The organism is Paracoccus onchidii (assembly GCF_028294535.1).
GTDB lineage: Bacteria > Pseudomonadota > Alphaproteobacteria > Rhodobacterales > Rhodobacteraceae > Paracoccus > Paracoccus onchidii.
The window spans coordinates 190,349-215,067 of the sequence record NZ_JAQBIE010000003.1; the positions used below are offsets into that span (position 1 = coordinate 190,349).

A 24,719-nucleotide genomic window follows, 5' to 3' on the forward strand; every position below is an offset into this window, starting at 1 on the left:
CGAATTTTGGCCCGCGGCAGAAGGAAGCCGCAACGTCACTTGGCGCAGTATGCGCCGCTTTTGACGCCTTTGCCGCGGGCTATGGCGCGAATTCACAGTCTCGCGATCCGGTGATTCGCATCTACCAGCGCAACTGACTGCGCCCGATCAAGGCGCCCAAGGCCCCAACAGCCAGAATCGCAAGGCCATACCATGACAGGAAGAACAGCGGCGAATCCTCGTTGCAATGCAGGGCGTATAGCGCGGCGCTGAAACCACCGGCTGCGATACCCAAAAACAATCCGCTGCGCATCGGCGATGAGCTTGCGCCATCTTTCAGCACCATCATGCCAACGCCCATCGGAATCAGCGCCAACGATGTGATCGAGGTCAGACACGCCGCGAGGGTATTCCCTTTCATCGTTGCCCACAGCCCGTCCTGTGCCCCCGCAAACATCGACGCGACCAGCCACAAAAAGGCCGTAATGCCGATAATGGCCAGCCATCTCTGGGCGGGCACCTGCCGGACCTCGGGTCGCGACAGGCGCATGGAGGCATTCAACGCCAAGGCCGCAGCCGACAGCGGAAATATCCATTTCATCAACACGATCGGGTCCGAGACAACCTGCCCCAGATCCGGTCTGATCCCCAGCGCGGCAACCAGAGCAGTCCCCAAAATCACCATGGCCAATCCCGCACGCGACATGACCCGCGGTGCGATCGGGCGGGGTTCAGTATCATCTTGCGACAGTATCGCAATGAGCTGATCAGTTTTCATAGTTCACCCTCCTGCCTCAGACGGGCAAGTCTTTGTAACGCGCGATGCAGTGCAACCCGCAGGGCGCCGGCGCTCAGGCCCAGCCTTTCGCCACATTCTTCGTTGCCGCGCTCTTCCACGGCCAGACAGCGCAACAACGCGCTGTCGCGATCGGGCAGTTTCGCGATCACCGCTTCGGCATCGCGTTTCTCGAACCCGTCCGGTTCCGGCTCGGCCTGCAGCGTGTCGGTGAAATCCTCGACCGGCACATGCACCCGTTTTCCACGACGGCGGAAGGCATCGACCAGCTTGTGCCGCGCAATGGCATAAACCCAGGGACGCAGCGGCTGGTCGCTGTCCCATGTGGCACGTTTCAAATGGATCGCCAGCAAAGTTTCCTGCACGACATCCTCACACCAACTTGTGTCCATTCCCCCCGCACGCGCCTTGATCAACCCGCGCAGGACCGGCGTCATCGCCGTCAGCAATTCCTGATAGGCCCGCTGATCCCCCGCAATTGCGAGACGCATCAGTTGCGACCAATCCTGACCGGCTTTTCCGCCATGTTTCATCTTTGCTCGTCCTTACGCAGTGCGACCTGCATTCGTTACAGCATCCCCCCGCCCAAGTCAGCACATCACGAGTTCGTGAAACCGGTAACGAAACGGGTTCAGCAGACGAATGGCATTCTGGGACGGCACCGCCGCCCGTTCAACAAAGGAGATAGAAGAAGATGAACCCGAAACTCGCAGCCGCCATCGCTACCGCCGTCAGCCTTGCAGGTGCCGCCGCACATGCTGATGAAATGGAAAAATGCTACGGTGTCGCACTGGCTGGCGAAAACGACTGCGCCGCAGGCCCCGGCACGACCTGCGCCGGAACATCGACCACCGATTATCAGGGCAACGCCTGGAAGCTGGTTCCGGCTGGCACCTGCGAAACCATGGAAACCCCCGCAGGCCATAACGGCTCGTTGGAACCGATCGAAATGTGATCATGGCGCGGGCGGGTCAAACCACCCGCCCGACCAACCCGGCCACATGGCGCGACGAGATTTCGTTTCGAGAGGACCAGAATATGCCCCTGCCCAGTTCCGCCGGCCTTGGCTTCAAGGCACAGCACTTTCAGGCGATCCGCGACACGCAACCCCGGCTTGGCTTTTTCGAGGTTCATGCCGAGAATTATCTGGGTGATGGCGGTGCGCCCCATGCCATGCTGACGGCCCTGCGACGGGATTATGCGATTTCGATTCACGGGGTAGGCCTGTCCATCGGTGGTCCGACGCTGGACAAGGCACATCTGGCCCGCGTTCGCGCGCTGTGCGATCGCTATGACCCCGACAGTTTCTCTGAACATCTTGCCTGGTCAAGCCATGGTGCCGAATATCTGAACGACCTGCTGCCCCTGCCCTATACGGCCGCGACGCTGCAACAAATCTGCGATCATGTTGACCAGGTTCAGGACGCTCTGGGCCGTCGGCTGCTGCTGGAAAACCCGTCCACCTACGTGATCTTCGAACAAAGCGAGATTCCGGAAACCGAATTCATGGATCAAATCGCACAGCGCACCGGCTGCGGCCTGTTGCTGGACGTGAACAACGTCTTTGTCAGCTGCGTCAACCATCGCATGGATCCACTGAATTATCTGAACGCCTTCCCCTTGCGGCATGTCGGTGAAATTCATCTGGGCGGGCATGACGAAGAAGAACTGCCAAGTGGCCCGCTATTGATCGACGCGCATGGAAGCGAGGTCGCCGATCCGGTCTGGGCGCTATACGCCGAGGTTCTGGACCGCGCCGGACCGCTGCCATCGCTTGTCGAATGGGACAATGACGTGCCGGAATGGTCCGTGCTGTTGTCCGAAGCACAGCGCGCAGAAGCCCTTCTTTCAGATCGGACACGCCATGCAGCCGCTGAGTGAACTGACCCGCAGCTTCCGTCAAGCCCTGTCCGGGGGCGACATCCCGGCCTTTGTCACCGCGACCGATCCGGCCGAAGCTGCGCAACGCTTTGCCGTGTATCGCAACAATGTCGCGCACAGCCTGCGTCAGGCTCTGGGTCGGCGGTTTCCCGTGGTCAAGCGCCTCGTGGGAACCACGTTCTTCGATGCAATGGCGACCGAGTTCATTGCCCGACATCCGCCGCAATCACCGGTTCTTCAGGAATGGGGCGAGGCATTCGCGCCATTTCTTGAAGGGTTCCCACCCGTCGCGACCCTGCCCTATCTGCCTGATGTCGCCCGGATCGAATGGGCCCGCGGGCGCGCCTATCACGCCGCCGACCTGACGCCGCTCCCCGCTGATCAATTGCAAGAGGACCATCCGCTGATTTTGCATCCGTCGGTCCAGGTCCTGCATTCACATCATCCGGCGGTCAGCATCTGGCATGCCAACCAGCCCGCGCGGGATGGCAAGCTGCGGGCCGGCGGGGCCGAATATGCGCTGATCCGGCGAAAACCCGATTTCGAGGTGCCGGTCATGGCGCTGTCACCCACCGATGCCGCATTCATCGACGTCTTGCTGCAAGGCAAACCCCTTGGTGTCGCAGCAATCATCACCGATCCCGTCCCCATGCTGTCCCTGCTGCTGAAGGACGGCCTGATCTGCAAGAAGGAGTCCATTCAATGAACATGCCAACCGTGGCCGCGCGGGGCTCGGCCTTGCTGCAAAAGCTGAACAACCTTGCTGAACATACACCTTATGCGCTGGTCGGGCTGGCGGCACGCGTCTTTCCGGCGGCCGTTTTCTGGACCAGTGGCCGCACCAAGGTCGAGGGGCTGAGCCTGAAGCCGTCGACAATCTATCTGTTCGAAAACGAATACGCATTGCCGATAATCCCGCCCGAAATTGCCGCGCGCCTTGCGACGGTGGCGGAGCATCTGTTCCCCGTGCTGCTGGTGCTGGGCCTGTTCAGCCGCCTTTCTGCGCTGGCACTGCTGGGAATGACCGCCGTGATCCAGATCTTTGTCTATCCGTCAGCCTGGCAGACCCACGGGCTTTGGGCGGCCTGCTTCCTGATTCTGATCGCGCGCGGCCCCGGGGCCTGGTCCCTGGACAATATGTTCGGCCTGGACCGCCCTGGGCGCTGACAGGGCGGGAATGCGACAGCAGCCCCCCATCGAGAGGGGCCGCTGTCGCCGGGGGCGATGCCCCCGCTACGCGACATTTCCGGTCGATGCGTCTAGATCAGCCCGGCATGTTCAAGCGCCGCATCGATCAGACGTCGTGTCGGATCGGTCAGCGGCGTCAGCGGCAGGCGCATCCGTTCCTGACAGAGACCCAGACGCGACATCGCATATTTAGCACCGGCCACGCCTGGTTCGACAAAAATCGCCTGATGCAAGGGCATCAGCTTGTCCTGAAACCCAAGCGCGGCGGCATAGTCTCCGCGCAAGGTCGCCTCTTGGAACTGTGCGCAGAGTCTGGGCGCGACATTGGCGGTGACACTGATGCAGCCCACCCCACCATGCGCGTTAAAGCCAAGCGCCGTCGCATCTTCGCCCGAAAGCTGCACGAAATCGGGCCCGCAGGTGATCCGCTGCTGACTGACGCGCTCGATCTTGCCGGTGGCATCCTTGACGCCGACGATCTGGGGCAGGCGCGCCAGAACGCCCATTGTCTCGGGGAGCATGTCGATCACCGAGCGGCCGGGAATATTGTAGATGATGATAGGCAGATCGACGGCCTCGGCCAGCGCCGTGTAATGGGCCAGCAGACCGGCCTGCGTCGGCTTGTTGTAATAGGGCGTCACAACCAGCGCGGCATCGGCCCCGACATCCTGCGCATGGCGGATCAAGCCGATGCCTTCACGCGTGGCGTTTGACCCGGCACCCGCAATTACCGGGATGCGGCCATTGACCAGCCTGACGACTTCTTCGATGACCTGACGGTGTTCCTCATGCGTCAGTGTCGGGCTTTCGCCCGTGGTCCCGACAGGGACAAGACCGTGGCTGCCCTGATCGATATGCCACTCGACCAGCTTCTTGAGCGTGTCCAGATCCAGATCGCCGTCCGAAGTGAACGGCGTGACCAGGGCAGGCAGAGACCCTTTGAACATGACACGCTCCTTGATGTTTCAGTGTTGTGAGCGCCTAACTATCCTCGGGCACCTGTCTTGCCAAGGTTGTGAATTGCCTATGTGTTAGAAGACAGCGACATAGGGACAAGATGCGACTTCTGCGTGACATATGCCTGCTGGGGCTGACGCTGGCCCTGCCGCTTGCCACCCCTGCCGAAGCCGAGGACAGGGGCGCGATGGCGCTGGCCCTGTCGGCGGCGGATGTGCATGACTGGAAAACCGCCCGAGATGCCGCGCTTCGCTCCGGCCCGATGGCCGAAGCGCTGATCGGCTGGCAGGCATTGCGGGCAGGATACGGAAACTTCGAGGATTATCTGGAGTTTGCGCGCGCCTATCCTGACTGGCCCGGCCTTGCCCTGCTGCGAAAGAAGGGCGATCAGAAACTGCGCCCCGGCCTGCCGGCCGAGCAGATCCGCGAATGGTTCGGCGACCGATTGCCCGATGGGCTTGTGGCCCAAACGGCCTATCTGACCACGCTGGACCGTCAGGACGCCGCGGCAGAGCGCAAACGTTTCTGGATCGAAACACCGCTGGATTCCACTGAGGAAACCGCCTTCCTCGAAGTGTATCAGGCCGAATTGACACCTCTGCTTGCCGATCGCGCCGAATCGATGCTGGATCAGCGCGAATGGCAGCAGGCCGAACGTCTATTGCCCAAACTGGCCGAGGACCAACGCGGATTGATTGCCGCGCGAATCGCGCTGCAAGCCCGGCGCGCCGGGGTCGATGATCTGATACTGGCCCTGTCTGATCAGGATCGCGCCGATCCGGGCCTGACGATGGATCGCTTCAGCTGGAGGGTGCGGGCCAAGCAGCATGATGGTGCGCGCGAATTGATGCTGCAGGCCTCGGCCAGCGCCCAGGCGCTGCGCGCACCCGAAATCTGGGCCCAGATGCGCGTTGACTACGCACGGCTGGCGATGCGCAATGGCGACTGGGCGCTGGCCGAACGGTTGGCGGCGCCGCATTTTCTGCCGCAAGAGAACCGCCACTATTCGGATCTCGAATGGCTTGCGGGCTTTGCAGCATTGAAGCAATCGGCGCCAGATCGAGCACTTGGACATTTCCAGCACCTGCAAAGCGTCGTGGGCAGCGCAATCAGCACGGCGCGTGCGCATTACTGGCAGGGCCGTGCCCATGACGCCCTGAACGATGCGGATGCCGCCCGTGCCGCCTATCAGAAGGCTGCCAGCTATCCCGGCGTCTATTATGGCCAGCTTGCGATGGAAAAGCTGCATGGCGTCATGCCGCCAGACTATGCCGTCACGGGTCGGGCAGAAACCAGCCTGCCCGATTGGCGCGCCAGCCCGCTGGCCGAAAATACGGTATTTCAGGCCGGATTGTGGTTGCTGGCCACGGGACGCATCAACGATGCACAACGCTTTTTTCTACACCTGTCGGAAACCGCGCAGCCCATCGACATCGCGCGCATGGCACGCCTGATGATCGAGGCCGGCGCGCCTTGGCACGGCCTGCGCCTGTCAAAGCGCGCCGCCGATCAGGGCGTCATTTATCCTGCGGCACATTTCCCGCTGACCGGTTTGGAAAAGGCGCCGCTGGGGCTGCCCCCCGAACTGGTCCTGTCCATCGCGCGACAGGAATCCGAGTTCAACCATACCGTCAGCAGCCATGTAGGCGCACAAGGTCTGATGCAGCTGATGCCGGGAACCGCGAAGCAGATGGCGCGTCAACTGGGCGAACCCTATTCGGTCGGACGGCTGACGACGGATCCCGCCTATAACGCTCGGCTTGGGGCGGCTTATCTTTCAGGGCTGCGCGACAGGTTCGGATCCTCAACGGCACTGACGGCGGCGGGGTATAACGCGGGGCCGGGGCGGCCTGCCCGTTGGCTGAACAGTTTTGGTGACCTGCGAAAGGATTTCGACCCCGTCGAATGGGTCGAACTGATCCCGTTTGATGAAACCCGCAACTATGTGATGCGCGTCACCGAGGCGATGCCCATTTACCGCGCCCGCATCCATGGCAAACCCGCCCCCATTGTTCCGACATGGGATCTGACCGGGGGCGGGCTGATGCCCCCGCCGGTCACACGCCTGACACTGGCATTGTCGGCACATCCGCCACGCAAGCCGGTCTATGGACCGCAATTGCCGGCCAACTGGGTCAACCCGCTTTCTTCTGCGTCCGCCACAGAGTGAAAATCCCCGCCATGACGACGATCACGGCCCCGGCGGCGACATTGCTGCGCATATTTTCGCCAAAGAACACGACGCCAATGATGCTGGCCCAGACAAGCTGGGTATACACGAATGGCTGCAGGGCAGAGGCTTCGGCAACCTCATAGGCGCGGATCATCAGGTAATGTCCCGCCGTGGCGCACATGCACAGCGCCGCCATCCACAGCCAGTCCACCGGCGCAAGCCAGGTCCAATCCCAGATGCCGACCAGCGTAATCGCGATGCCGCCCGATATCGCGGTCCAGAAAAAGCTGACCATTGCCGGATCATCGCGTGCGACATGGCGTGTCAGCAAGCCGTAAAGCGCAAACATCAGTGCCGCCGCGAATGGCAGCAGTGATTCAAGCCGGATCACCCCGCCGCCGGGCTGCAGGATGACCAGAATTCCGACAAAACCGACACCAATTGCGGTCCAGCGGCGCCAACCGACCTGCTCGCCCAGAACCGGCCCGGACAGGGCGGCCACCAGCAACGGGCAGGCCGCGAAGACGGCATGAGTTTCCACCAACCCAAGGCGCACGAAGGCCTCGACCATGATGACCACTTCCGCCACCAGAATGACACCGCGCGCGATTTGGGTCAGGGGCCGCCGGGACCTTGCGGCGCGGCGCAGACCGCCGGGCTGGCGCGACACCAGCGCCAGAACAAAGATCATGAACGCCCAATAGCGCAGCATCACGATGAATATCGGCGGATACTCGGCGCCGAGGATCCTGGAAAATCCGTCCTGAACTGCAAAGATCAGGCAGGTCGCGCAGATCAGCAATATCCCCAACCCGGTCCGCTGCGGCCCTGCCGGACGCTTCTGGGGATGCATCGGCGGCGGCGCCGAGGCGGCCGACGCGGCATAGGTCTGGCTGCTGCGATTGTCAGGCATCGGAAACTCCTTGCTTGCCATCGGCCTTGCGCCCATCAGGGCACAAGGTCAAGCCAGGCATGGCGTGAATTTCCGGTTCCGGCAGCGCAGAGCTAGTCGCGGGTGCGGATCACCTTCGCAAAGGCATCGAAAACCTGCGGATTGGCCGCGATCATCCGCCCCGATTCCAGAACGTCATCATCGTCACGGATACCCTCGACGAATCCGCCAGCCTCACGCACCATCAGGATACCTGCGGCGACATCCCAAGGCTTGTTGCCACGTTCCCAATAGCCATCATAACGCCCCGAAGCGACATAGGCCAAATCCAGAGAGGCCGCGCCAAGGCGGCGCACCCCCGAGGACAAGGGCATCAGGCGAGCCAGATCCTTCAGCGCAGCCGGCAGCGGTCCACGCCCCGCGAAGGGGATGCCCGTCCCGAACAGCGAATCGGTCAGCTGCCGGCGGCCCGAGACCCGCAAACGCTGATCGTTCATGAAGGCGCCGGCGCCTTTCTCGGCAACGAACAATTCGTCTTTCGCGGCATCGAAAATAACCGCGGCAACGATTTCCTTCTTGTGTTCCAACGCGATGCTGATCGCCCAGTGCGGCAATCCGTGCAGGAAATTGGTCGTGCCATCCAGCGGATCGACGATCCAGCGACGGGTCGGATCCTCGCCTGCTTCTTCGCCCGTTTCCTCGCCCAGCCAGCCATAGGTCGGACGCGCGTTGCGCAGTTCTTCCTTGATGATCCGCTCGGCCTCTTGATCGGCCTTGCTGACGAAATCGCCGGCGCCCTTGACGCTGACCTGCAGGTTCTCGACTTCACGAAAGTCTTTGACAAGGGCGCGCCCGGCCTTGCGGGCGGCCTTGATCATGATGTTCAGATTGGCGCTTGCCATCACATGCTCCGGATAAGGTTGACGCCTCATAGGGCGAAGCGGCGCAAATGTGAAGCGCAACGGGCGTCAGGCGGCGGATCCGCGCAGCATTCGCAGGGGTTCGGTGCGTGAAAGCCGCAGCACATGCGCCATATAGGGCTGGGCCAGGTCGTCTTCGCGCACCGCCGCATAAAGGCGGCGCAGCACGCCACCCCGCCCCAAGGGCAACATCGCCAGCTCGTCATTGGCTGCCTCGCGCCGCAACACCCAATCGGGCATGACCGCAACGCCCCGCCCGGATGCCACCAGCATCAGCGTCACGGCCGTCAACTCGACCTGCCGGTGGCGCGCAGGTTCGATACCTGCCGGTGTCAGGAACTGGCTGAACACATCCAGTCGCCCGCGCTCCATCGGATAGGTGATCAGCGTTTCACGGGCAAGATCCTCGGGTTCGGCAAAGCCCTTGGCAACCAGCGAATGCCCGGCCGGCACCACCAATGTCGGCGCATAATCGAAAAGCGGCTGATAAGTCACGCCCGGCACATCCTCGGGATCCGAGGAAATCACCAGGTCGACCTCTTCTCGGGCCAGCGCGGGCAATGCCCCGAAGGCAAGGCGCTGGCGGATATCGACATCGACATCCGGCCAGGCACGGCGGAATATGTCCAGAACCGGCAGCAACCAGTCGAAACAGGCATGGCATTCCATGGCGATATGCAACCGCCCGACGCGACCCGCCTCGACCCCCTTGAATTCGGCCTCGGTTGCGGCAACCAGCGGCAACACCTGTTCAGCCAACCGCAACAGGCGGGTGCCCGCGGCCGACAGGCGCATGGGCTTGGAACGGCGCACGAACAGTTCGATCCCGGCCTGTTCCTCCAATGCCTTGACCTGATGGGACAGCGCCGATTGCGTGATGTTCAGCGTTTCGGCGGCACGTGCCAAGCCGCCCTGCTCATGGATGGCACGCACGGTACGCAAATGTCGTAGCTCCAGGTGCATATGAAACCAGCTCAAGTTTATCTTGAAGATTATGAATTTGTCTCACAGAACGATCCATGACACAAGATCGGCAACTGAAAGGAATTGCCATGTCCCGCGCCACGCCCAAAATCAGCTTCGAGTTTTTCCCGCCCAAGACGCTGGATGCCTCGTTCCGGCTGTGGGACACTGTGCGCGCATTGGCCCCGATGAGTCCTGATTTCGTGTCGGTGACCTATGGTGCGGGCGGCACCACGCGCAAACTGACGCATGAGGCCGTAACCACGATCAATCGCCATTACGGCCTGAACGTCGCGGCCCATCTGACCTGTGTCGAAGCGACGCGGGAAGACACCATGAAGATCGTGCAGGATTACGCCGATGCCGGCATCCGCGAGATCGTGGCCCTGCGCGGTGACGCCCCAAAGGGTCAGGACAAGTTCACGCCCCACCCCGACGGCTTTGCCAATTCGGTTGAGCTGATCGAGGCGATTGCCGGGCGCGGAGACATGACCATTCGTGTCGGCGCCTATCCTGAGCCCCATCCCGACAGCAGCGATACCGACGCCGATGTTGCATGGCTGAAGCGCAAGATCGACGCGGGTGCCAGCAGCGCCATCACGCAGTTTTTCTTCGAGCCCGAAACCTTTTTCCGTTTCCGCGACAAATGCGCTGCGGCGGGAATCGATGCACCCATCATCCCGGGCATTCTGCCCATCCAGGGATGGGCGGGGGCCAAACGCTTTGCACAAAGCTGTGGCACATCAATCCCGCAATGGGCGGAAGAGGCCTTTGCCGCAGCCATCCGCGACGGGGGCGATCGCGAAAGACTGCTGGCAACAGCAATCTGCGCCGAGCTTTGCGACAAGCTGCTGGACGGCGGCGTTGACCGGCTGCATTTCTATACGCTGAACCGTCCCGAAATGACCCGCGATGTCTGCGCCGCGCTGGGGCTGCAGCCCAGCCGTGAACTGGAAGCCGTCGCCTGACCGGACCTCAGCGCGCTGCGGCCGTGGGGCCGCCACCGGCTTCGTGACCACCGCCATCCTGATCGTCACAAGGGCCGCCGGTCACAGGCTTGGCGGTCATCGCCCCGGATCTGCGCAACAGCCTGCGTGGCTTGTGCGCATCCGGCGGAGCCAGCTTGTTCACCAAAAGCGCCGGACCATCATATGTGTCAGGCGCAATGCCCGGTGCCAGCTCTTCGCATTCAAAGCGGCCTACCGTTCGCGGCGCGCGCGCCAGAAATGCCTTGCCCCAGCCACGCCAGCTGCCAACTGACGGTGCCGTCGGATCACAAGGAAATGCGTCTCGCCAGCCTTCGGGCAACGGCAGTCCGACGGACTGGGCGCTTTCGAGCATCCAGACCAAAGGGATATTGGCCAGAGGACGGGCATATTCACGACCACTCAGCTGGCCGCCAATATCCGGGTGAACCCCCCGGAACCAGCGTTGCCGGATACGGCCCTGACATGTGGCATCGTCCCACAGGATCGGCGCAAAGGCCGCCCGCGTTTCATCCAGGGCCAATGCCTGAAAACCATGCTCAACCTCGGCAACCAGATGGGCGTCATGGAAACGAAAGCGTGGTTCGGTCAGCATCCACAGCAAGGGCAACCGCAAGCCCAAGGCCATGACGGTATCAAAACAGCCAACCATTCGGATTGTCGCGCCGTGATGGGTGCGGCGTTTGCGAAACAGGGCGCGGTGCCGATCCGAACCGCCATTGCGGTAATAATGCCAAGCCAGCCTGATATTTCGTTCAGTCGCGGCCTCGGCACGCAGCAACCCGACCCGACCGATCATGCCGGCCAGACTGCGCACCGCGAAAGCGCCCCGCGAATAGCCGATCATGAATATCTGGTCTCCGGGGCGATAACGTGACGCCAACCAGCCATAGGCGTCGATGATCCGCCTTTCCAACACCAGCCCCATCGCCAGATCGGGCAGCGTTTGCCACCGGTTCCACTGCTGCCCCACACCGTAATAGACGCGCAGCTGCGCGGCAGGAACCGGAAGCGCCCCGTGCTGGCCGTTCAGCAAAGCATGGATGCGCCCGATCGAGCTGCGCCGCCCTTCGGCCAACGAGGCGAATGTGCCGTCCATCAGCAAGACGTGATGTGTCGTCGGGCGATTCCCAGTCATCCCCCGACGCTAGCACGCCATTGCTTCCATGTGGTTAATCAAAGCCCATCACTGTCGCATTTGTCAGCAGGCCAAAACCGTTGAAACGTGTATTGGTAACGGTCGAATAAGCGCCGGCACCATGAAAGACGACGAAATCACCTTCCGCAATGTCGGATGGCAGGCTCAACTCACCGGGCAGCCTGTCAACCGAATCGCAGGTTGGCCCAAACACGATACGCCCGGTCAGTTCTCCGTCACGCGGCGTCCCTTGCGGGGTCAGCACATCGATCCGATCAAGATTGCCGACAATCGGCAGTTCGGCCAGCCCGCCATAAACACCGTCATTCAGGAACACATGGCTGCCGTCACGCACCCCCTTGACCCGTGCAATCAGCGAAAATGCATCGGCGCAAAGCCCCCTGCCCGGCTCGCAGACCAGATCGGGCGCGTCATCGCCAAATGCTTCATTCACGGTATCGCGGATTTCGGCAAAGATCGACGCAAGGTCCGGTTCGACCCCGCTGACGCGATAGGACGGGAAACCACCGCCGACATTCAGCCGCCGGGCCCGCACACCAGCCATATCGCAAATTTCGCGCGCAACGCTGATATAACTTTCCCAGGCAATCGGGTCGACACATTGCGTGCCCGGATGGAAGGTCAATGACGGGATATAGCCCCGCGCCGCGACCCGGCGCAGCAATTCAGCGGCCAGCTCGGGCGTGGCGCCGAACTTGGATCCGAAATCATAGACCGCCCCCATGACCGGCAAACTGAAACGCGGCGAAATCTCGACGCCCTGATCCGCCACGGCGGTCGGCACCTGCGCGAACAGCTTGTCCAGCTCGCTCTGGCTGTCCACGGACCAAGAGGTAATGCCAGCCGCGACAGCATGTGTAATCTCGGCGGTTGCACGCACCGGGTTGTGATAATGGCGCGCGGCACGCGGCGCCATCTTGCCGATCAGGTCGATCTCATAGGGTGAGGCCACGTCGAAACCGGTAATCCCCGCCGTCACCAGATTCTGGATCACGGCCTCGCCCGGATTGGACTTTACCGCATAGGTAACCAGACCGGGAAAGCCGTCGATGAACTGGCGCGCCTTGTCCTGCAAGACGGTGGGCGCAAAAGCCAGAACAGGATGCTCGGGCTGCATCTGGCGGATCAGGTCGGCGGGGTTATCCCAGACGGTCTTGTCTTGTCCCATTGACGGTCCTTTCGGGGGTTCGTGGGCTTGGATCGGGTGGCATGATCTTTGGCAAACAGAATGGCGCTTTTGTGGCGCGGTTTCACCGATGAAAAGGATAGATTTGCCGCCCGTTTCCGTTAATATGACGAAATATGTGTCAATATGACGAAATTACTGGAACCGCGCGATCTTGGATGAACTGGATCAGAAAATCTTGATGCTGCTGTCACAGGATGCGCGCATCTCGGTGACATTGTTGGCGCGGCGCCTGAAGGTGGCCAGATCGACCGTTCAGGCACGTCTGGAAAGGCTGGAAAAAACCGGCGCGATCGCGGGCTATACCCTGCGCCTCGGGGGAAACGCACGTCTTGCGCATATTCGCGCCACGGTCATGGTCGCGCTGGAACCACGCAGCCTGCCTGCGGTTCTGGCCCGCCTGAAACAAATGCCCCAGGTCGAAAGGATCCACACGACCAGCGGGCGTGTCGACCTGCTGCTGCAGCTTGCGTCTGCCTCGACAACCGAGCTTGACGAAACGCTGGACCGAATCGGGTCCTTGGACGGGGTTCGCAGCTCTGAAAGCCTGATCCATTTGTCGACCAAGCTGGACCGCGCGCTATGATCCGCGCTGGCGCAGACTGAACCGATCGACAAAGGACTGCGCGGCGCCCATATCGCCCGAAACCGAAATCAGCCCCCCCGCGATATGATCGACGAGGCGGCTGGGGCCGTACACGGCATGCGCCAGCGCATTTCCCGTACCTTGCAATGTGAAGGGGGCATCGATCACATCGACAGCCCGAACCAGCGCCGGCGCATTCACACCCATCCGGAAAGTGAACTTTTCTTCGGCGAAGTCGAAACCGGCAAGATCCTGATCCGAACCGCCACCGATCATCGCGGTCATCGATATCATCAACGCCGTCGGGCTGATGAACCGGCGCGGATCGTGCCCCGGATGCGCGGCGCCCCACCGGCACATCGCCTGCAGCACCGGCAGCAAATCCCGCCCCGATTCCGTCAGGGCATAGCTGGTGCCATGGGGCACCCGACAAATCACGCCACATCGTGACAACTGCGCAATACGGCGGGTCAAGACACTTGCCGTGATGCCGGGCAAACCCGCGCGGATAGCCTGAAACCTCTTGGGAACGAACATCAGTTCGCGCACCACAAGCAGCGCCCATCTGTCCCCGATGACATTCAAGGCATGGGCCGCCAAACAGCCTTCATCATATCGGATCTGCGGGTTTTCGCCGGCTTTAGTCATATTTTGATACTAATAGTTGCTTTTTGATACTGCAAGCCGCAGACTGCTCCTGTCAGACTGAATTTCTGCATTGGGAGAATAGAAGAATGACCTATTATTCCGGCTTTATTGCCGCCGTTCCAAACAGCAACAAACAAGCCTATATTGAGCATGCCAGAAAATCCTGGCCCATGTTTCAAAAGCGTGGCGCCCTGCGCATGGTCGAATGCTGGGGCGAAGATGTGCCACACGGGAACCAGACCGATTTCTATCGCGCGACCAATGCGACAGATGACGAAACGCCGGTCTTTTCCTGGGTAGAATGGCCCGATCGCGCAACCTGTGATGCCGCATGGCAGGACATGATGGACGATCCCGAAATGCAAGAGCTTGGCGAATTGCCCTTCGACGGCAAACGCCTGTTCTGGGGCGGCTTCGCTCCGATCGTTGATGTAAGCTGAGGTCGGACATGCAAAAGATACACGGTCGGCCAATCTGGTATGAGCTGTCAGGCATACCGGACAAGCGCCAGCATACCGAACAGTTCTATTCTCGACTTCTGGGCTGGACGGTGCAGGATTCCGGCATGGAGGGGTTTTCATACCGGCTTGCCAGATCCGGTGATGACATGGTTGCGGGCATGATGGATCTGTGCAGCCAGGACAACGGCACCCCGCCATGCTGGATGACCTATTTCGCCGTCGATGACGCAGATCGGTGCGCCGCCGCCGCCGAACAGGCAGGCGGCAGTATCCTGCGCCCGCCGGCTGACATCCCCGACACCGGACGTTTCGCAATTCTGGCCGATCCGCAGGGTGCGGCATTCGGAATCCTGCAACCTGTACAGGACAAGGGCGATCCTGCCGGCACGGCATTTGACCAAAACAAGCCCGGTCACGGCCATTGGCATGAATTGATGGTCCCAGATCCTCAGGCAGCATTGTCGTTCTATGCCGATCTGCTGGGCTGGCGCGCATCCACCAAGGTGCCGATGGACGGCGAAGAGATCTATCAGCTTTTTGCCCATGAAGGTCAGGATATCGGCGGTATGCATGGCATGCCTATGGCACCATCACCGATGTGGTTGCCCTATTTCGGCGTCCAGGATGTGACCGATGCGGTCCGGCGCATCCCGGATCTGGGCGGCAGCCTGGTCCACGGCCCCCAAGAAGTGCCCGGAGGCGCGTTCATCGCCATCGCGCAGGACCCCCAGGGCGTGATTTTCGCGATTGTCGGCCCGGAACACGCGTCGCAATAAGGCGAGGATACGAATTTCTTCCGGTCAACAGCTTCGGCATTGACCGGAAACGCGCGCAATCCCTTGGCCTTTTCGCCCCGCTTGGGTAATCCGGTGCCAAGCAAGGGGATTTGCCGATATGAGCATGGACAAGAGTTTTGACGCCAAGGCCGCCGAGGCCCGCATCAGCGCCGAATGGGAAAGCAACAATGCCTTCGCCGCGGGGGCCAATGCCTCGCGCAGCGAGACATTCACCGTGATGATCCCGCCGCCCAACGTGACCGGCAGCCTGCATATCGGCCATGCCTTCAACAACACGCTGCAGGACATCCTTGTCCGCTGGCACCGGATGCGCGGCTTCGACACGCTGTGGCAGCCCGGTCAGGACCATGCCGGCATCGCGACCCAGATGGTCGTGGAACGCCAGATGGCACAGCGCGGCGAACCGAACCGTCGCGAGATCGGCCGCGACGCCTTTGTCGAAAAGATCTGGGCGTGGAAGCAGGAATCCGGCGACACGATCATGAACCAGCTGAAACGGCTGGGCGCGTCCTGCGACTGGTCGCGCAACGCCTTTACCATGTCGGGCGCCCCCGGTGCGCCCGCAGGCGAGGACGGCAATTTCCATGACGCCGTGATCCGCGTCTTTGTCGATCTTTACAACAAGGGCATCATCTATCGCGGCAAGCGTCTGGTGAACTGGGACCCGCATTTCGAAACCGCGATCAGCGATCTGGAGGTCGAGAACCGCGAGGTTCCCGGCCATATGTGGCATTTCAAATACCCGCTGGCCGGGGGCGAGACCTATGAATACGTGGAACGCGACGAGGACGGCAACGTCACCCTGCGCGAGACCCGCGACTATATCGCCATCGCCACGACCCGCCCCGAAACCATGCTGGGCGATGGTGCGGTCGCGGTCCATCCGGATGACGCGCGCTATGCCCCGATCGTCGGCAAGCTATGCGAAATTCCGGTCGGCCCCAAGGAACATCGCCGCCTGATCCCGATCATCACCGACGAATATCCCGACCCCGATTTCGGCTCGGGCGCGGTCAAGATCACCGGCGCGCATGATTTCAACGACTATTGTGTCGCGACCCGCAACAATATCCCGCTTTACGCGCTGATGGACACCAAGGGCGCGTTGCGTGCCGATGGCCTGTCCTATGCCGAAAGCGCCGAAATCGCATCCCGCGCCGCGCGGGGCGAGGATGTGGGCGATGTCAGCAATGTCAATCTGGTGCCCGAGGATCTGCGCGGCCTTGACCGGTTCGAGGCCCGTCAGCGGGTCATCGACCAGATCAGCGCCGAGCGGCTGGCCGTCACCTATCTGCACAAGGAAATCGACGAGGAAACCGGCGCCGAGCATCTGGAAAAGCGCCCGGTCGTCGAGAACAAGCCGATCATGCAGCCCTTCGGCGACCGATCCGGCGTGGTGATCGAACCGATGCTGACCGATCAGTGGTTCGTGGACACGCAGCGCATCGTCGGCCCCGCGCTGGAGGCCGTGCGGTCGGGCCGCACCCAGATCCTGCCGGAACAGCACAAGAAGGTCTATTTCAACTGGCTGGAAAACATCGAGCCCTGGACGATCTCGCGCCAGCTGTGGTGGGGGCACCAGATCCCGGTGTGGTACGGGCTGGACCTGTCGGTCGAAAACTTCACCGATGCCGAAAATGACGGCGCGCTGGATGAGGTCGAACTGTTCGGCCTGCTGGCCGACGGGCTGGTCCATACCGGCCTGAAACAGCATTGTGCCGCCAATTTCGACGAGGTGCGCAACCAGTTCCGCGACGACATCGCCGGCCTGCCCGTGCCGCTGGAGGCCAGCCGCGTGGTCGAGGTGGCAGACCGCCATGCCGCAGTCGAGATGCTGGCCAAGGCGCTGGCCGATTACAATATCTCGCAGGATCCGACGCATCTGGTCTATCCGATCTGGCGCGATCCCGATGTGCTGGACACCTGGTTCAGCAGCGGGCTGTGGCCCATCGGCACGCTTGGCTGGCCCGAACCCACGCCCGAAATGCAGAAATATTTCCCGACCGACGTGCTGGTCACCGGGTTCGACATCATCTTCTTCTGGGTCGCCCGGATGATGATGATGCAGCAGGAGGTGGTGAAGGACATCCCCTTCCACACGGTCTATGTCCACGGGTTGGTGCGCGATGAAAAGGGCGCCAAGATGTCGAAGTCGAAAGGCAATGTCATCGACCCGCTGACCCTGATCGACGAATACGGCGCCGATGCCATGCGCTTCACCCTGACCAGCATGGCCGCGATGGGCCGCGACCCCAAACTGGGGCCAAAGCATGTCGAGGCGAACCGCAATTTCGTCACCAAGATCTGGAACGCGACCCGCTTTGCCGAGATGAACGGCGTGCGCGGCGGCGGTGCCCGCCCCGACCCGCGCCACACGGTGAACCGCTGGATCATCGGCGAGGTTGCGCGCATCCGCATGGCGACCGATGCCGCGCTGGAAACCTATCGCTTCAACGATGCGGCGACCGGGCTTTACGCCTTTGTCTGGGGCAAGGTCTGCGATTGGTATGTCGAATTCGCCAAGCCCCTGTTCGATGGCGATCATGCCGGGGAAACCCGCGCGACGATGGGCTGGGTTCTGGATCAGTGCTATCTGATGCTGCACCCGATCATGCCCTTCGTCACCGAGGAACTGTGGGCCCTGACCGGGGATCGCGACGGGATGTTGGTCCACGGCGACTGGCCGGTCTGCGGCGCGGAACTGATCGACGCCGATGCCGACCGGCAGATGAACTGGGTGATCTCGCTGATCGAGGCGGTCCGTTCGGCCCGCGCGCAGATGGGCGTGCCCGCCGGTGCCAGGCTGGACCTGATCTTGACCGAGGCCGACCAGCCCGCCCGCGAGGCGCTGGCCGCCAATGCCCCGCTGATCGAGCGTCTCGCCCGCGTGAACACCCCGCAGGATGGCGTCATGGCTCAGGGCATGATCGCGGTGGCCGCGCAGGGCGCGAGCTTTGCCCTGCCGATCGGCGACGTAATCGATGTCGTCGCAGAAACCGCACGCTTGAAAAAGTCCCTTGCAAAATCCGAGAAGGATAGGGATGGATTGACAAAGCGATTGGCCAACCCAAAGTTTGCCGCGAATGCAGATCCAGAGGTCATCGAAGAGACCCGCGACAAGCTTGCCGGCTTGTCCGATGACGTCGCCCGCCTGCAAGCGGCACTAGCACAGCTCGCCTCCTTCTGATCCAAGCCCCCGCCACAGGTGTGCCGATTTGCAACGGCCGCCGCCGGCGGGGGTATTTAGACAAAAGAGAAGAACCTGAGGCTTCTTCTTCGCTAAAATACCCCGGCACGAAACTTGCCTTTCATACGCGATCAGACGTGCTTCAGCGCGGAGGGCAGCACGGCTTCAAGAACGGCCAGTTCGGCATCGGGGGCGCAACTTATCCGGATGCATCTGTCCAGTGGCGCGACGCCGGGCATTCGAACAAAAACACCTTCGGCCTCCAAGGCGGGTATCAAGGCACGCGCAAATGCGCCATCCCGACCGGTATCCAGTGTGACGAAATTGGTTGCGGATGGCAACGCGACCAAGCCATTGGCCTTTCCGATCTGCGCAATTTTCACCCGAGCTTGCGAGACCTTGTCGCATGTCATCTGCAACCATTCCTGATCTTGCAGCGCAGCCAAGGCACCGATCTGTGCAAGACGGTTGACGCCAAAATGGTTTCTGATGCGCTCAAAACCCGAGACAAGCTCAGGGTGGCCAATGGCGTATCCAATTCTGGCACCGGCCAGGCCATAGGCTTTTGAAAATGTTCGCATCCTGATTACGCGCGGATCGTCCGCGGCGATCCGGGGTCGGGCTGTCGCGGGGGCAAATTCGACATAAGCCTCGTCCAGAATCAACAATGTGCCCTGAGGTAGCTGGTCGACAAGATGTTCGATCCGATGACCCTCTAGCCAGCTGCCCATGGGGTTGTCAGGATTGGCAAGGTAGATCAGCTTTGCGCCTGTTTCGTGCGCCTTGGCCAACAAGGCATCGGGATCTTCCGCATCATTGCGATAGGGCACCTTGTGCAGCAGCCCTCCAAAGCCCGCGACGTGGAAGTTGAACGTGGGATAGGCACCATCCGATGTCACGACCGCATCGCCGGGAGCGAGCATGAGCCGCACCAGCAAGCCAAGAAGACCGTCGATTCCCTCGCCGACGACAATGGAGTCGACCGGAACCCTGCAATGCCCAGACAGCGCATTCAGCAAATCGAAGCTGGTCGAGTCACCATATTTCCATATCTCTGTCGTAGCCTCACGCATCGCCGATATGGCGTTCGGGCTTGGACCAAAGCCATTTTCGTTTGCACCAAGGCGCGCCTTGAAGGCCTGCCCTCTTTGGCGCTGAAGAGTTTCCGGCCCGACAAAAGGAACCGTGTTGGGCAGCGAAGCGGGGATTGGGGCGAATTCAGGCAGTTTCATGGCCATATGCATTCGCGCATTTCCGGATATTGCGCAAGCATCAGTCTTGCGCGTCATCCGATCTGCCATCCAGCATTGCACGATCTTCCTGGAATTCGAGCCACATCGCGTTCACAACAGCGAACAATGCAGCCAAAGGCAGACCCAACATCCAAGCGAAATACCACAAGGCTCTGCTCCTTTCTTCAATAAGCGTGATGATCGGGGTCAGAGACATCCTTTTGCGTCACCTTACCCCACAGCACGCGATACACCCATGCCGTGTAAAGCAGGATCAGCGGCAGAAAGATCACGGTCGCGCCCAGCATGACAAACAATGTCAAATGCGAGGACGAGGCATCCCAAATCGTCAACGAGCTGTCAGGTTGAGACTTTGACGGCAGCAGAAATGGAAAGATTGTCAGCCCGACCGAGGAAATCAACCCGAACAAGGCCATTTTCGACCAACCCAGCGGCGAAAACTGCCCCTCGCCCTGCAAGGCCCGCCAGGCCATGAAACTGCCCACGAAACCCATTGCGGGGGCAATCGCGATCCACGGCCGTTCCAGGTAAGCCAGAAGCCAGCTGCCTTCCCGCAAGACCTGAGACGCCAGCGGATTGGAGGGCCCGTCATGAGGCACCTGCCCGACAAGGCTGTAGCCATCGATTCCGACGGCCAACCACATTCCGGCCAGGGCATAGCCCGCCATCACGACCAATGCGGCACGACTGCCCAGCTTTCTGGCGCGCTGCGCTATGCCCCCATCGGTTTTCAGAACCAGCCAGCCCGCTCCGTGCATGACCAGCATGGCAACGGACACGATGCCACACAGCAGGGCAAAGGGCCGCAGCAGGCCAAACAGCTTGCCGAAGGCCCCACCTTCGTAGATGGCATGCAAGTCCGGTGTCAGATGGAACGGAACCCCAAGCAGGACATTCCCGACTGCGACGCCAAAGATCAGGGCCGGAACGAAGCCACTATAGAACAACGCCTTGTCCCAGCGGCTGCGCCATGTCGCATCTTCGCGCTTGCTGCGGAACTTGAAGGCCACGGGGCGAATGATCAGCGCGCTGAGAATCGCGAACATGGCCAGATAAAAACCCGAGAAGCTGACCGCATAAAGCGGTGGAAACGCCGCAAATATCGCCCCACCCCCCAGAATGAACCAGACCTGGTTCCCTTCCCAGACCGGGCCGACGGTATTGATGACAACGCGACGCTCGACATCGGTTTTCGCCACGAAGGGCAGCAAGATGCCGACGCCCATGTCGAAACCGTCGGTCAGCGCAAAGCCGATCAGCAGAACCCCGAGCAGCAACCACCAGATCAGGCGAAGGTATTCGAACGAAATCAATTCATGCAGGATCATGGCCTTACTCCGCCGGGGTCAGGCGGGCGCGGTGCCGCGCCTGCCAGTCATCGGTCAATTGCACATCCTCATGCGGCCCCTTGCGGATGTATTTCAGCAGCAACCTGATCTCGATGAGGAAAAGCGTCGTATAGAAAGCCGCGAAGCCGGCAATTGTCAGCAACAGCTCGGTCACGCTGAGCGCGCTGACCGACAGGGCGGTTGGCAGGATGCCATCGACCGTCCAGGGCTGTCGTCCATATTCTGCGACGATCCATCCCATTTCCACGGCAATCCAGGGCGCCGGTATCATCAGAACGGCCGCACCAAGCGCCCATCGCGGGAACACACCGCCGCGAAAGGACGAGCGATAGAAGAAATAGGCAGTCAGCGCGATGAACATGAAGCCCAATCCGACCATGATCCGGAATGCCCAGAAGATCGGCCAGACATGCGGTATCGTATCTTCGGCGGCCTGAGCGATCTGTTCATCGGTGGCCTGCCGCGGGTCATCGAGATAGCGGCGCAACAACATCGCATAGCCCAGATCGTCGGAATGTTTCTCGAATGTCTGGCGGATTTCGGGATCGGTGGCTTCGCGATCCTCGCGGATGGTCATCAACGCGTCATAGGCAACCAGCCCTGAACGGACGCGCCGTTCGGCCTGTTGTTCCAACTGGTTGATGCCCGGGATCTCCTCGGTCAGTGATCGCGTGCCGATAAGCCCCATGACATAGGGCACATGCACGGCCCATTTCGTTTCGCGCGCCTCCTGATCCGGCAGGCCGAACAACGTAAAAGAGGCCGGGGCGGGCTCGGTCTCCCACATGGCTTCAATGGCGGCAAGTTTCATTTTCTGGTTCAGGCCCGCATCATATCCCGATTCATCACCAAGAACCACGACCGACAGCGCGGCTGCCAGCCCAAAGCTGGACGCAACGGCAATCGAACGGCGTGCCAACGCGATATGGCGTCCGTTAAGGATATACCAAGAGGAAACCCCCAGAACGAAAATCGCTGCGGTGACATAGCCGGCACTGACCGTATGCACGAACTTGGCCTGCGCGACCGTGTTGAACATCACGTCGAAAAAGCTGGTCATCTCCATCCGCATGGTCAGCGGATTGAACTCGGCACCAACAGGGTTCTGCATCCATGCGTTCGCAATCAGGATCCACAGCGCCGAGAAATTCGACCCCAGGGCCACCAGCCATGCCACCAGAAGATGCGCAGGTTTGGAAAGCCGGTCCCAACCGAAAAACCAAAGCCCGACAAATGTCGCTTCGAGGAAGAACGCCATCAGCCCTTCGATCGCCAAAGGCGCACCGAAAATATCGCCGACATAATGGCTGTAATACGACCAGTTCATGCCGAACTGAAATTCCATGACAACGCCCGTGGCGACGCCCATCGCAAAGTTGATGCCGAACAACAGACCCCAGAATTTCGTCATCTGGCGCCAGATCGGCCGATTGGTCATGACATAGACCGTTTCCATGATCGCGACCAGAATCGACAGGCCAAGCGTCAGGGGAACGAAAAGAAAATGGTAAAGAGCCGTCATGGCGAATTGCAGCCGCGAAAGCTCGACGACACCGATATCCATGGGCGCGTTCCTTGCTGATCCAGTTTCTGGACTTACAAGGGGAATGTTACGCAATTCTGAAGCTCAACCCAATAGCGGGCTGCGCGGCAGGCTGTCGCTGCGACCGCCTGCCCCAGGTCCGGCGGGCCGTCAGAACGCGCGGAAGGTCATCGTGGTCAGCGTGCGGCTGATATGAGGAATATCGAACAACTGCTCTGACAGGAAGCGGCCGACATCTTCGTCTTCGGGAATATAGACCTTGGCGATCAGGTCGAAATCGCCCGAGGTGGAAAACAGCTCGCTGACCACTTCACGGTCGTAAATCGCCTCGGCGACCTCGTAGGTTTTGCCGGGTTCGCAACGGAACTGAACAAATACGGCGCGCATCCCTGACCTCTTGTTGCTCATCTCGCCCGGCAGGTTAGACCGCGAATTGCGCACGGGTCCAGTCCCCGCGCGCATGGCCGCGCCAGAACCGTATCATCAACAGCACCGCCGCCAGCGTCAGCCCCACCACCAGACCCAGCCAAAGCCCCGGCGCACCGATTCCGGCGACAAAGGCCAGCCCATAGGCCACCGGCATACCAACCACCCAATAGCTGAAAGCGGCGATCCACATCGGCACCCGCGTATCATGCACCCCGCGCAACAGCCCCAGCGCGACGACCTGCAACGCATCGGTCAACTGAAACAATGCAGCGTAAAACAGCAGCATGGCACCGATGGTCACGATCACCGGCGTTTCCGGGTCCGCCGGGTCCAGATACAGCCGAACCAGCGGCTCGGGGAACAGAAAGTAAAGCGCCATGGCAAAGACGGCAAAGGCCGTCGACATGCCGATGACGGTCACGCCCGCATCGTGCATCCAGACCGGATCGCCGCGCCCCTTGGCCTGACCGATCCGAACCGTCGCGGCGTTGGACAGCCCCAGATGCGCCATGAAGGTGATCGATGTAATCTGCAGCGCGATGCCATGCGCAGCCAGTTCCTGTGTTCCGATCCAGCCCATCATGATGTTCGAAGCCACGAACAGCCCGCCCTCGGCCAGCATCGTAACGCCAATGGGCAGGCCAAGGCCAAAGATCGCCCAAAAGGCCGGCCAGTCGGGCCGCCAGAAACGCTGGAACAGGCTGTATTTCCGTGCAATCGGCAGCCATCCGGCATAGGCGACCAGCATCACCAACTGGGTCACCTGAACCGACAGGCTGGCGATGGCAGCGCCACGCACGCCCAGTTCGGGCGCCCCCAGATTGCCAAAGATGAACACATAATTGAGTGCGATGTTCAGCGGCAGTCCCGCCAGCGTGACCCACATCACCACCTGCGTTCGTTCAAGCGCCGCAAGATAGGAATTCAGCGTCAGCCCGGCCAGCATCGGCAACAGGCCCCAACCGGCGATGCGCAGATAATCCTGCGACAGCTCGGCGGTCAGGGCCGTCTGTCCCAGGGCCAACAGGATCGGTTCGGAAAACCACATCAGGGGCATGACCAGCAGCGAATAGATCCCCGACAACCACAATGCCATGCGCGTGCCGCGCCTGACCTCGGTCTCGTCGCCTTGCGCGATAGAGGTCGCGATCAGCCCCATCACCCCGGTGCCGAACCCCATGCCCAGGAAAAACAGGATGATCAGGAACGAGGTCGCGATGACCAGCGCGGCCAGTGGTTCGACCCCATACCAGCCGATCATGATCGTATCGCTGACCCCGATCGCCATGCGCGCCAGATGGCTGCCGATCAACGGCAAACCCAGCGACAGCGTCGCGATGACATGAGGGCGGTAACGGGGCGTGAACATACAACTGCCTTAGCGCC

25 protein-coding genes are annotated in these 24,719 nt (G+C 61.2%); 10 read left to right on the forward strand and 15 right to left on the reverse strand.

From position 1 onward, the window contains the following. Window positions 1-121: 121 nt before the first annotated feature. Complete coding sequence (locus PAF17_RS03690) at window positions 122-757, reverse strand: DUF1109 domain-containing protein (protein ID WP_271887723.1); 636 nt, start codon at window positions 755-757, stop codon at window positions 122-124. After that, complete coding sequence (locus tag PAF17_RS03695; protein ID WP_271887724.1) at window positions 754-1,308, reverse strand: sigma-70 family RNA polymerase sigma factor; 555 nt, start codon at window positions 1,306-1,308, stop codon at window positions 754-756. The genes PAF17_RS03690 and PAF17_RS03695 overlap by 4 nt, the downstream gene beginning before the upstream one ends. A 161-nt stretch (window positions 1,309-1,469) precedes the next feature. On the opposite strand from PAF17_RS03695, the gene PAF17_RS03700 reads away from it, so the two are divergent. The 4 genes from PAF17_RS03700 (at window position 1,470) to PAF17_RS03715 (ending at window position 3,823) form a co-directional block, all read left to right on the forward strand. Further along, window positions 1,470-1,730 (forward strand): BufA1 family periplasmic bufferin-type metallophore, encoded by a 261-nt coding sequence (locus tag PAF17_RS03700; RefSeq protein ID WP_271887725.1) that lies wholly within the window; start codon window positions 1,470-1,472, stop codon window positions 1,728-1,730. Between the two features lie 83 nt (window positions 1,731-1,813). Next, window positions 1,814-2,656: an MNIO family bufferin maturase gene (gene bufB, locus PAF17_RS03705; RefSeq protein ID WP_271887780.1), complete on the forward strand. Its 843-nt coding sequence runs from the start codon at window positions 1,814-1,816 to the stop codon at window positions 2,654-2,656. Then, complete coding sequence (locus PAF17_RS03710) at window positions 2,640-3,362, forward strand: HvfC/BufC N-terminal domain-containing protein (protein WP_271887726.1); 723 nt, start codon at window positions 2,640-2,642, stop codon at window positions 3,360-3,362. Before bufB ends, PAF17_RS03710 begins: the two co-directional genes overlap by 17 nt. Next, the gene (locus PAF17_RS03715; RefSeq protein WP_271887727.1) at window positions 3,359-3,823 is read left to right on the forward strand and encodes a DoxX family protein; all 465 of its coding nucleotides are present in this window, start codon (window positions 3,359-3,361) and stop codon (window positions 3,821-3,823) included. Before PAF17_RS03710 ends, PAF17_RS03715 begins: the two co-directional genes overlap by 4 nt. Before the next feature lie 92 nt (window positions 3,824-3,915). Here the strand turns inward: PAF17_RS03715 and dapA are convergent, their stop codons facing one another. Beyond that, window positions 3,916-4,791 carry a 4-hydroxy-tetrahydrodipicolinate synthase gene (dapA, locus tag PAF17_RS03720; protein WP_271887728.1) on the reverse strand — a complete coding sequence of 292 codons (876 nt, stop codon included), beginning with the start codon at window positions 4,789-4,791 and terminating at the stop codon, window positions 3,916-3,918. A gap of 110 nt (window positions 4,792-4,901) precedes the next feature. Between dapA and PAF17_RS03725 the strand changes: the two genes are divergently transcribed. Then, window positions 4,902-6,971: a lytic transglycosylase domain-containing protein gene (locus tag PAF17_RS03725; protein ID WP_271887729.1), complete on the forward strand. Its 2,070-nt coding sequence runs from the start codon at window positions 4,902-4,904 to the stop codon at window positions 6,969-6,971. Here the strand turns inward: PAF17_RS03725 and PAF17_RS03730 are convergent. The 3 genes from PAF17_RS03730 to PAF17_RS03740 all read right to left on the reverse strand — a co-directional run bounded on the left by PAF17_RS03730 (window position 6,937) and on the right by PAF17_RS03740 (window position 9,749). After that, on the reverse strand, window positions 6,937-7,887 hold the full coding sequence (locus tag PAF17_RS03730) for a DMT family transporter (protein WP_408636363.1): 951 nt from the start codon (window positions 7,885-7,887) through the stop codon (window positions 6,937-6,939). The two genes, PAF17_RS03725 and PAF17_RS03730, sit on opposite strands and share 35 nt — an antisense overlap. A gap of 92 nt (window positions 7,888-7,979) precedes the next feature. Then, window positions 7,980-8,771, reverse strand: a complete 792-nt coding sequence (locus PAF17_RS03735) for an inositol monophosphatase family protein (protein ID WP_271887730.1) — start codon at window positions 8,769-8,771, stop codon at window positions 7,980-7,982. A gap of 63 nt (window positions 8,772-8,834) precedes the next feature. Continuing rightward, window positions 8,835-9,749: a LysR family transcriptional regulator gene (locus PAF17_RS03740; RefSeq protein WP_271887731.1), complete on the reverse strand. Its 915-nt coding sequence runs from the start codon at window positions 9,747-9,749 to the stop codon at window positions 8,835-8,837. A gap of 89 nt (window positions 9,750-9,838) precedes the next feature. Between PAF17_RS03740 and metF the strand changes: the two genes are divergently transcribed. Beyond that, window positions 9,839-10,717 carry a methylenetetrahydrofolate reductase [NAD(P)H] gene (gene metF / locus PAF17_RS03745; RefSeq protein WP_271887732.1) on the forward strand — a complete coding sequence of 293 codons (879 nt, stop codon included), beginning with the start codon at window positions 9,839-9,841 and terminating at the stop codon, window positions 10,715-10,717. A gap of 7 nt (window positions 10,718-10,724) precedes the next feature. Here the strand turns inward: metF and PAF17_RS03750 are convergent, their stop codons facing one another. Both PAF17_RS03750 and PAF17_RS03755 read right to left on the reverse strand, forming a co-directional pair. Beyond that, window positions 10,725-11,873: a DUF2235 domain-containing protein gene (locus PAF17_RS03750; protein ID WP_271887733.1), complete on the reverse strand. Its 1,149-nt coding sequence runs from the start codon at window positions 11,871-11,873 to the stop codon at window positions 10,725-10,727. 34 nt (window positions 11,874-11,907) lie between these two features. After that, window positions 11,908-13,062 carry a type III PLP-dependent enzyme gene (locus tag PAF17_RS03755; RefSeq protein WP_271887734.1) on the reverse strand — a complete coding sequence of 385 codons (1,155 nt, stop codon included), beginning with the start codon at window positions 13,060-13,062 and terminating at the stop codon, window positions 11,908-11,910. Between the two features lie 172 nt (window positions 13,063-13,234). Here PAF17_RS03755 and PAF17_RS03760 point away from each other — a divergent pair, with 172 nt between their 5' ends. After that, a complete protein-coding gene (locus PAF17_RS03760; protein WP_271887735.1) occupies window positions 13,235-13,666 on the forward strand; it encodes an Lrp/AsnC family transcriptional regulator in 432 nt (143 codons plus the stop codon). On the opposite strand, the gene PAF17_RS03765 is transcribed toward PAF17_RS03760, so the two are convergent. Then, window positions 13,661-14,314 (reverse strand): winged helix-turn-helix transcriptional regulator, encoded by a 654-nt coding sequence (locus PAF17_RS03765; protein ID WP_271887736.1) that lies wholly within the window; start codon window positions 14,312-14,314, stop codon window positions 13,661-13,663. The two genes, PAF17_RS03760 and PAF17_RS03765, sit on opposite strands and share 6 nt — an antisense overlap. An 86-nt stretch (window positions 14,315-14,400) precedes the next feature. On the opposite strand from PAF17_RS03765, the gene PAF17_RS03770 reads away from it, so the two are divergent. From PAF17_RS03770 to PAF17_RS03780, 3 genes are all read left to right on the forward strand, one after another. Continuing rightward, window positions 14,401-14,754 (forward strand): DUF1428 domain-containing protein, encoded by a 354-nt coding sequence (locus tag PAF17_RS03770; protein WP_271887737.1) that lies wholly within the window; start codon window positions 14,401-14,403, stop codon window positions 14,752-14,754. A gap of 8 nt (window positions 14,755-14,762) precedes the next feature. Continuing rightward, entirely contained in the window at window positions 14,763-15,551 is a 789-nt protein-coding gene (locus PAF17_RS03775; protein WP_271887738.1) for a VOC family protein, read from the forward strand. 118 nt (window positions 15,552-15,669) lie between these two features. After that, window positions 15,670-18,759 (forward strand): valine--tRNA ligase, encoded by a 3,090-nt coding sequence (locus PAF17_RS03780; protein ID WP_271887739.1) that lies wholly within the window; start codon window positions 15,670-15,672, stop codon window positions 18,757-18,759. Between the two features lie 131 nt (window positions 18,760-18,890). Here the strand turns inward: PAF17_RS03780 and PAF17_RS03785 are convergent, their stop codons facing one another. The 6 genes from PAF17_RS03785 to PAF17_RS03810 form a co-directional block, all read right to left on the reverse strand. Then, on the reverse strand, window positions 18,891-19,991 hold the full coding sequence (locus tag PAF17_RS03785; RefSeq protein ID WP_271887782.1) for a pyridoxal phosphate-dependent aminotransferase: 1,101 nt from the start codon (window positions 19,989-19,991) through the stop codon (window positions 18,891-18,893). A 40-nt stretch (window positions 19,992-20,031) separates the two neighbouring features. Further along, window positions 20,032-20,160: a cytochrome bd-I oxidase subunit CydX gene (gene cydX, locus PAF17_RS03790; RefSeq protein ID WP_271887740.1), complete on the reverse strand. Its 129-nt coding sequence runs from the start codon at window positions 20,158-20,160 to the stop codon at window positions 20,032-20,034. Between the two features lie 16 nt (window positions 20,161-20,176). Beyond that, window positions 20,177-21,340, reverse strand: a complete 1,164-nt coding sequence (gene cydB, locus PAF17_RS03795; protein WP_271887741.1) for a cytochrome d ubiquinol oxidase subunit II — start codon at window positions 21,338-21,340, stop codon at window positions 20,177-20,179. A gap of 4 nt (window positions 21,341-21,344) precedes the next feature. After that, entirely contained in the window at window positions 21,345-22,925 is a 1,581-nt protein-coding gene (locus PAF17_RS03800; protein WP_271887742.1) for a cytochrome ubiquinol oxidase subunit I, read from the reverse strand. Window positions 22,926-23,054: 129 nt separating this feature from the next. After that, window positions 23,055-23,291, reverse strand: a complete 237-nt coding sequence (locus tag PAF17_RS03805) for an Lrp/AsnC ligand binding domain-containing protein (RefSeq protein WP_271887743.1) — start codon at window positions 23,289-23,291, stop codon at window positions 23,055-23,057. Between the two features lie 34 nt (window positions 23,292-23,325). Beyond that, on the reverse strand, window positions 23,326-24,702 hold the full coding sequence (locus PAF17_RS03810; protein ID WP_271887744.1) for an MATE family efflux transporter: 1,377 nt from the start codon (window positions 24,700-24,702) through the stop codon (window positions 23,326-23,328). Between the last annotated feature and the right edge of the window lie 17 nt (window positions 24,703-24,719).